The organism is Desulfurellaceae bacterium, from assembly GCA_021296095.1.
Lineage (GTDB): Bacteria > Desulfobacterota > Binatia > Bin18 > Bin18 > JAAXHF01.
On sequence record JAGWBB010000127.1, the window covers coordinates 2739 to 8456 of the forward strand.

Sequence of the window (5718 nt, forward strand, 5' to 3'; positions counted from 1 at the left end):
ATGCGGACATTTCTCCGCCAGAAGTCGCTGGGCAGCATGTCGTTCTTGAAGCGGGGCTGCTTGTCGCCGCCCAAGTGATAGGTGAAGTCGGCAAACTCCTTGTAGGTCCAGTCCATGCGGTTCAAGAAATACGGCACGAAGCCGGTGTCATACTCAACCGCGACCACATACAGCTGGGGGTGGCGCTCAAACACGCCCGAGAAGATCATCTCACCGATTGCCCGGCGGACGTAGAAATCGGTCGTGGCCAGAAAGTCAATCGGCTTGAAGGCGACGTTGACCTGGAGCCCTGTTTCGTCTACACCCGTCCGTCCGTCCGCGCCAACCTCCTGCTCGCCGATAAACCGCGCGACCTCGGGCTGCTGAGCCGAGGCCGGTCCCATCTGGCCGTAGATCGGCTGGGGTCGCCAGGACTGGATGTGGAGGCCGAGCGGCATGCGCAGCGCCTCGGCGGCCTCCCAGAACGGTTCGTACAGCTCGGCGTCATACGGCCGGTGGGGTTCGGGATAGGTCGGAATCTGGGCCGCGGCCAGCCCCATCCGATGACACCGCTCCAGCTCTTTGACGCTCTCCTCGATATCGTCCAGCAGGATCATGGCCACGCCCCTGAGGCGGTTCGGGTCCTCGGAGCAGAACTCGGCGATCCAGTCGTTATAGGCCTGAAAAATTGCGCGCAGCAGCGGGCTGTTGGGCCGTTTGAAAAAGATCAGGCCGACGCTGGGGTAGATGACCGAGGCGTGGATGCCGTCCAACTCGTTGTCTTTGAGGAATGCCTTGGGCTGATAGGCGCCGGGCATGACCGCGTCCCAGCGCCGGGTCGGCGCCGCGTCCCAGTCCTCGGCGCTCAGCTTGCCGAACTGTTTGCCCTCATAGAGCTGGTTGCGGTACTGGGCCTGGACCAGGGTGCTGGCCGCCGGCTGGATGAATTCGTTGCCGATCCACCACTCGTCCAGGACCTTGCCGTGGACCATGTGGGGAACCTGGTCCTTATACTTGGCCGGGGCGCGGCTGGTCCACAGATCGGGCGGTTCAACAATATGGCTGTCGGCCGAAATGACCTTGTGCGTCGCTGGCATGACGCGCCTCCTTTTTGAACGGATCGCTGTTGCGGAGCGGTGTACGATCTAAACGTTTCCAGATAACAATTGCAATATACCGCCAACCTCAGCACGGAGTCCGGCCATGCCTAGCGAATTGCTCAACCTGTTTGACTACCGCGCCCGCGCCCGGGAACTCATGCCCAAGACGGTCTGGGACATGGTCCATCACGGGGCCTTTGACGAAGTCACCACCCGACGCACCCGCCCGGCCTTCGAGTCCATTCTGCTCAGGCCCAGGATGCTCCGCAATGTGGCCAACCGCGATACCACAACAACCGTCCTGGGCCACACCATCGCCTGTCCGGTCATGCCCGCCCCACCCGGCCAGCACCAGTACGCCCACCCGGACGGCGAGTTGGCCACCGCCCGGGCGGCGGCGGCGGCCGGCACACTGATGGTGCTGAGCCATTTCTCCAACTCCAGCCTGGAAGAAGTCGCCGCAGTCACGGACGGGCCGCGCTGGTTTCAGCTGTACGTCTACCCGGACCGGGAGTACACCAGGGACTGTATTCAGCGCGCCGAGGCGGCCGGCTATTCGGCCCTGGCCCTGACGGTCAGCGTACCGAGCGGGCCGGGGGCGGTGCTGGCCCGAGAGACAGAAACCCGCAACCGTTTTCCGTATCCAGATATGCCCCAGGGCAATCTGATGAAAAAAGGCCCCGACGGCGTAGCGCGCCTGCTGCCCGTTCTGGCCGATTTCGATCCGGCCCTGACCTGGTCGAGCCTGGACTGGATTCGCTCGGTCACGTCGCTGCCGATTGTGGTCAAGGGTCTGATGAGCCCGCACGATGCCGGCCTGGCGGTCGATAATGGCGCGGCCGGCGTCATCGTGTCGAACCACGCCGCACGGCTGTTCGACGGCCCGATCACCACGGTTGAGGCTCTGCCGGCCGTGGTCGACGCGGTTGGCGGGCGGTGTGAGGTCTACCTCGACGGCGGGATCTGGCGCGGCATCGACGTGCTCAAGGCGCTGGCCCTGGGTGCCCGCGCCTGCCTGATCGGCAAGCCGCTGTTCTACGCCCTGGCCGTGGCCGGCGAGGAGGGGGTGCGCCACATTTTTGAAATTCTCAGAAACGAACTCGACTTTGCCATGGCCATGTGTGGAGTCAGAACGATTGGTGATATCGACCCCAGCCTGGTGACCCGACCGCAGCTCCAGACCGTCTGAGTCCGCCTTTCGCCCGCTTGGGGAGCCCGCCTATGTTTGAAGAACACGGTCTACTGAACCTTCTACTGAACCTGCACGACTTCGAAGCCCGTGCCCGAACAGTCATGCGCAAGAGCATATTCGACATGGTCGATGGCGGCTTCAACGACGAGATTACCTATAAGCGAACCCGACCCGCCTTTGACTCGGTCGGTCTCATCCCGCGCTATCTCAAGGATGTCAGCCAGGTCGATACCTCGACCGAGCTGCTGGGACAGCGGATCAGCCTGCCGGTCCTGCCCGCCCCGTCAGCGCCACAGATCGGCGCCCATCCCGACGGGGATCTGGCCACCTGTCGGGCGGCCGGTGCCGTCGGCACGATCGAGATTGTGAGCCACGGCTCGGACTTCACCATTGAGGAAGTCACCGCCGCAGCCGGCGGTCCGGTGTGGTGCAACATCTTCATGCTCAAAGACCGGGACTACATGCGCCAGTACGTGCGGCGGGCCGAAGCCGCCGGCTGCACGGCCCTGTGCTGGACCATCGACACGCCAAGCCTGGACATGCTGAAGGAACAGATGCTGCGCAATCCCGACCCGCAGCTGGAAACCCTCGGCCGCTGGGCCAATCTGGTCCGCACCGAGCCCGACGGCAGCCAGATCAAACTGGACTTCATGCAGCAGATTGACCCGGCCGCAACCTGGCACGACCTGGACTGGCTGCGCTCCATCACCGCCCTGCCGATTGTCGTCAAGGGCGTGCTGCGGGCGGACGACGCGCAGCTGTGCGTCAGGCACGGGGCGAGCGGGATTGTCGTGTCCAACCACGGGGCGCGGCTGGTGGACGGGATGATTACCGCCATTGAAGCCCTGCCCGAGGTGGTAGACGCGGTGGGAGACCGCTGCACGGTCCTGATGGACGGCGGGATCCGCCGCGGCCTGGATGTCTTCAAGGCACTGGCCCTGGGAGCCACAGCGGTCCTGATCGGTCGGCCGATCTGGTACGGCCTGGCGGTCGGCGGACAGGCCGGTGTGGAACAGGTTTTTCGTATCCTGCAACGCGAGCTGGCCTATGCCATGACCATGGCTGGAGTGGCAAAGGTCGAGGACTGCAACCGCGAGCTTGTCGTCAGAGTCCCGACCTTATACGAGGCGGGCGGATTTGCCGCCCAGTGGACACGGGACCGAGGGCTGTAAGTCCCACCTCTTTCTCCTCAGGGGCAAGGCCCGACAGTCTTGTAGCAAAGAGGGAGAGGGGAGAAATCCTTGGCTTTTTGCTGACGGTATAGAACAAGAAATCCTCGCGATGTGGGTACAGACACTTATCAGTGGTGTGGGGCTCATTGCGATCCTTGTGGGCTTGGTACGGATGAAGGAACCCGGCGCACGGCGAGATCGAGAAATTGATGAACGGGCCGCTGCGTTCAGAAAACAGGGCGCAGCGTTGGAGGATCAGGGCACAGTCTTGAGAGCATCCACCCAGGCGTTGGCCGAGCTGTTGCGGCGCACCGCCTAGCCGCCACTCACCCACTCAGGCCGTTCCAGCTGATAACGCGCAAAGTGTCAAGCTTGGGCAGAGAGTAAGGAAGACAGGGCCGTGCTCAGTGTCGGGCTGGGGGGAATTTTCTCGGCATGGCTGCCCGCACTCAGAGCGGGTCGCTGTAGGTGAGACAGGGCAACCGTTCTCAAACTGAGATACCACTGGCGGTCGTCGCGTCTTGACTTGTTTTGGCCCGGGATTCTAGAGTGCGGCAGGCAAAGGAGGACGACGCGATGCCCATGCGTGACAATCAGCTCAAGAAAAAGCTCACATCCGGCGGCGTGGTCCTGGGGACGGCGCTGCTGGAACTCCGGGGACGGGGAGCGATCTATCCGCTGGCCGAGGCGGGCATGGAGTTTGTGTTCATCTGTAGCGAGCATTCCGCGCTCAATCTGGAGTCGGTTGTGGATATGGTCGCCCACGCCCATGCCGCAGGCATTGCGCCTATCGTGCGTGTCCCCGACCTCGAATACCAGGCCGTGACCCGCCTGCTCGACGGCGGCTGCCAGAGCCTCATCCTGCCCCACGCCAGAACCGGGGACGATATCCGTCGCTTCATCGAGTACGCCAAGTACCATCCCCAGGGACGGCGGGGCATGGCCATCTACGGCGGAGCGAGCACCAATTATGCCGAGGTCGATCAGCTCACCGCCATGGAGCACGCCAACGCCAACACCCTGCTGGGGCTGGTCATCGAAACCCGGGAAGCCATCGACAATATCGAGGACATGCTGATTCCGGGCATCGATCTGGTCCTGGTCGGCCATCAGGATTTGAGCCAGAGCCTGGGCATTCCCGGCCAGTACAGCCACCCCTCGATGACCGAAGCCACCCACAAGGTCCGCAGCCTGTGCCAGGCACGCGGTATTGCGACCGCTGGCGTGCTGGGCCAGCCCGACCAGATCAAAGCCGCCATAGACGGCGGAGCCCAGTTTCTGATGTATGGCGCCGACGTGGTGTTCTTACGCGAAGCGGCCAAGCGCGCGGTCGAGGCCCTGGCCGCAGTCCAATCCTAGTCAGCTACAAGGAGGAAAGCATGGCAGTCGAGAAAGTTGACGCGAAAGTCGAAGCCCTGATTGATCTGAACGCCGAGATTGAGTGGTTGGGCGAGGGCTACGGCGGGTTTGACGCAGACGGCAAGATTCGGGGCGTGGCCGAAGGCCCGGTGTGGTGGCAGGCCGGCGGCTGGTGGAACGAGGGCGGCTTTCTGCTGTTCAGCGATAACGCCACCAACAAGCGCTACAAGTGGCAGGAAGGCCAGGGGGTGAGCCTCTACAAAGAGCCCACCAACGATGCCAACGGCCTGACCCGCGACCGTCAGGGCCGGCTCATCGCCTGCGAGCACGCCAGCCGTCAGGTCACCCGCGAAGAGCTGGACGGCAGCATCACCGTCGTGGCCAACAACTACCGCGGCCAGCGCCTGAACCGCCCCAACGATGTGGTGGTCAAGTCCGACGGGGCGATCTATTTCACCGATCCGGTCACCCTCGGCGTCGAGCCCGAACTCGACATCGCCGGCGTGTACCGCGTGTCGCCCGACCTGGGCCAGATCAACCTGCTGGTGCGGGACTTTGTGTTACCCAACGGCCTGGCCTTCTCGGTCGACGAGAAGACGCTGTACATCAACGACTCCATCAGACGCCACATCCGGGCCTTTGACCTCGACGCCATGTGGGACTCGGGCATGCTGAATTTGGCCTCCGACCGGGTCTTCTGCGACATGAGCGCCGACCCCCGCCCGGGCGTCCCGGACGGCATGAAGGTCGATGTCGAGGGCAACGTCTACTGTACCGGCCCGGGCGGCATCTGGATTATGGATTCCTCGGGCGCGCACCTGGGCACGATTCCGAGCGGCGGCAAGCATGTCACCAACGTGTGCTTTGGCGGAGACGACTGGCAGACGCTGTACCTGACCACCTTTGGCGAGATGGG

At 63.5% G+C, this 5718-nt stretch carries 5 protein-coding genes; 4 read left to right on the forward strand and 1 reads right to left on the reverse strand.

Annotated features, from left to right (window positions below):
* Positions 1-1076, reverse strand: a 1076-nt coding sequence (locus J4F42_20720; protein MCE2487944.1) for an amidohydrolase family protein, incomplete at its 3' end; no start/stop codon positions are given.
* 106 nt (positions 1077-1182) lie between these two features.
* On the opposite strand from J4F42_20720, the gene J4F42_20725 reads away from it, so the two are divergent.
* The 4 genes from J4F42_20725 to J4F42_20740 all read left to right on the forward strand — a co-directional run.
* A complete protein-coding gene (locus tag J4F42_20725; protein ID MCE2487945.1) occupies positions 1183-2268 on the forward strand; it encodes an alpha-hydroxy-acid oxidizing protein in 1086 nt (361 codons plus the stop codon).
* A 32-nt stretch (positions 2269-2300) separates the two neighbouring features.
* Positions 2301-3443 carry an alpha-hydroxy-acid oxidizing protein gene (locus tag J4F42_20730; GenBank protein ID MCE2487946.1) on the forward strand — a complete coding sequence of 381 codons (1143 nt, stop codon included), beginning with the start codon at positions 2301-2303 and terminating at the stop codon, positions 3441-3443.
* A gap of 576 nt (positions 3444-4019) precedes the next feature.
* A complete protein-coding gene (locus J4F42_20735) occupies positions 4020-4802 on the forward strand; it encodes a hypothetical protein (protein ID MCE2487947.1) in 783 nt (260 codons plus the stop codon).
* A 20-nt stretch (positions 4803-4822) separates the two neighbouring features.
* On the forward strand, positions 4823-5718 hold an 896-nt coding region (locus tag J4F42_20740; protein ID MCE2487948.1), incomplete at its 3' end, for an SMP-30/gluconolactonase/LRE family protein.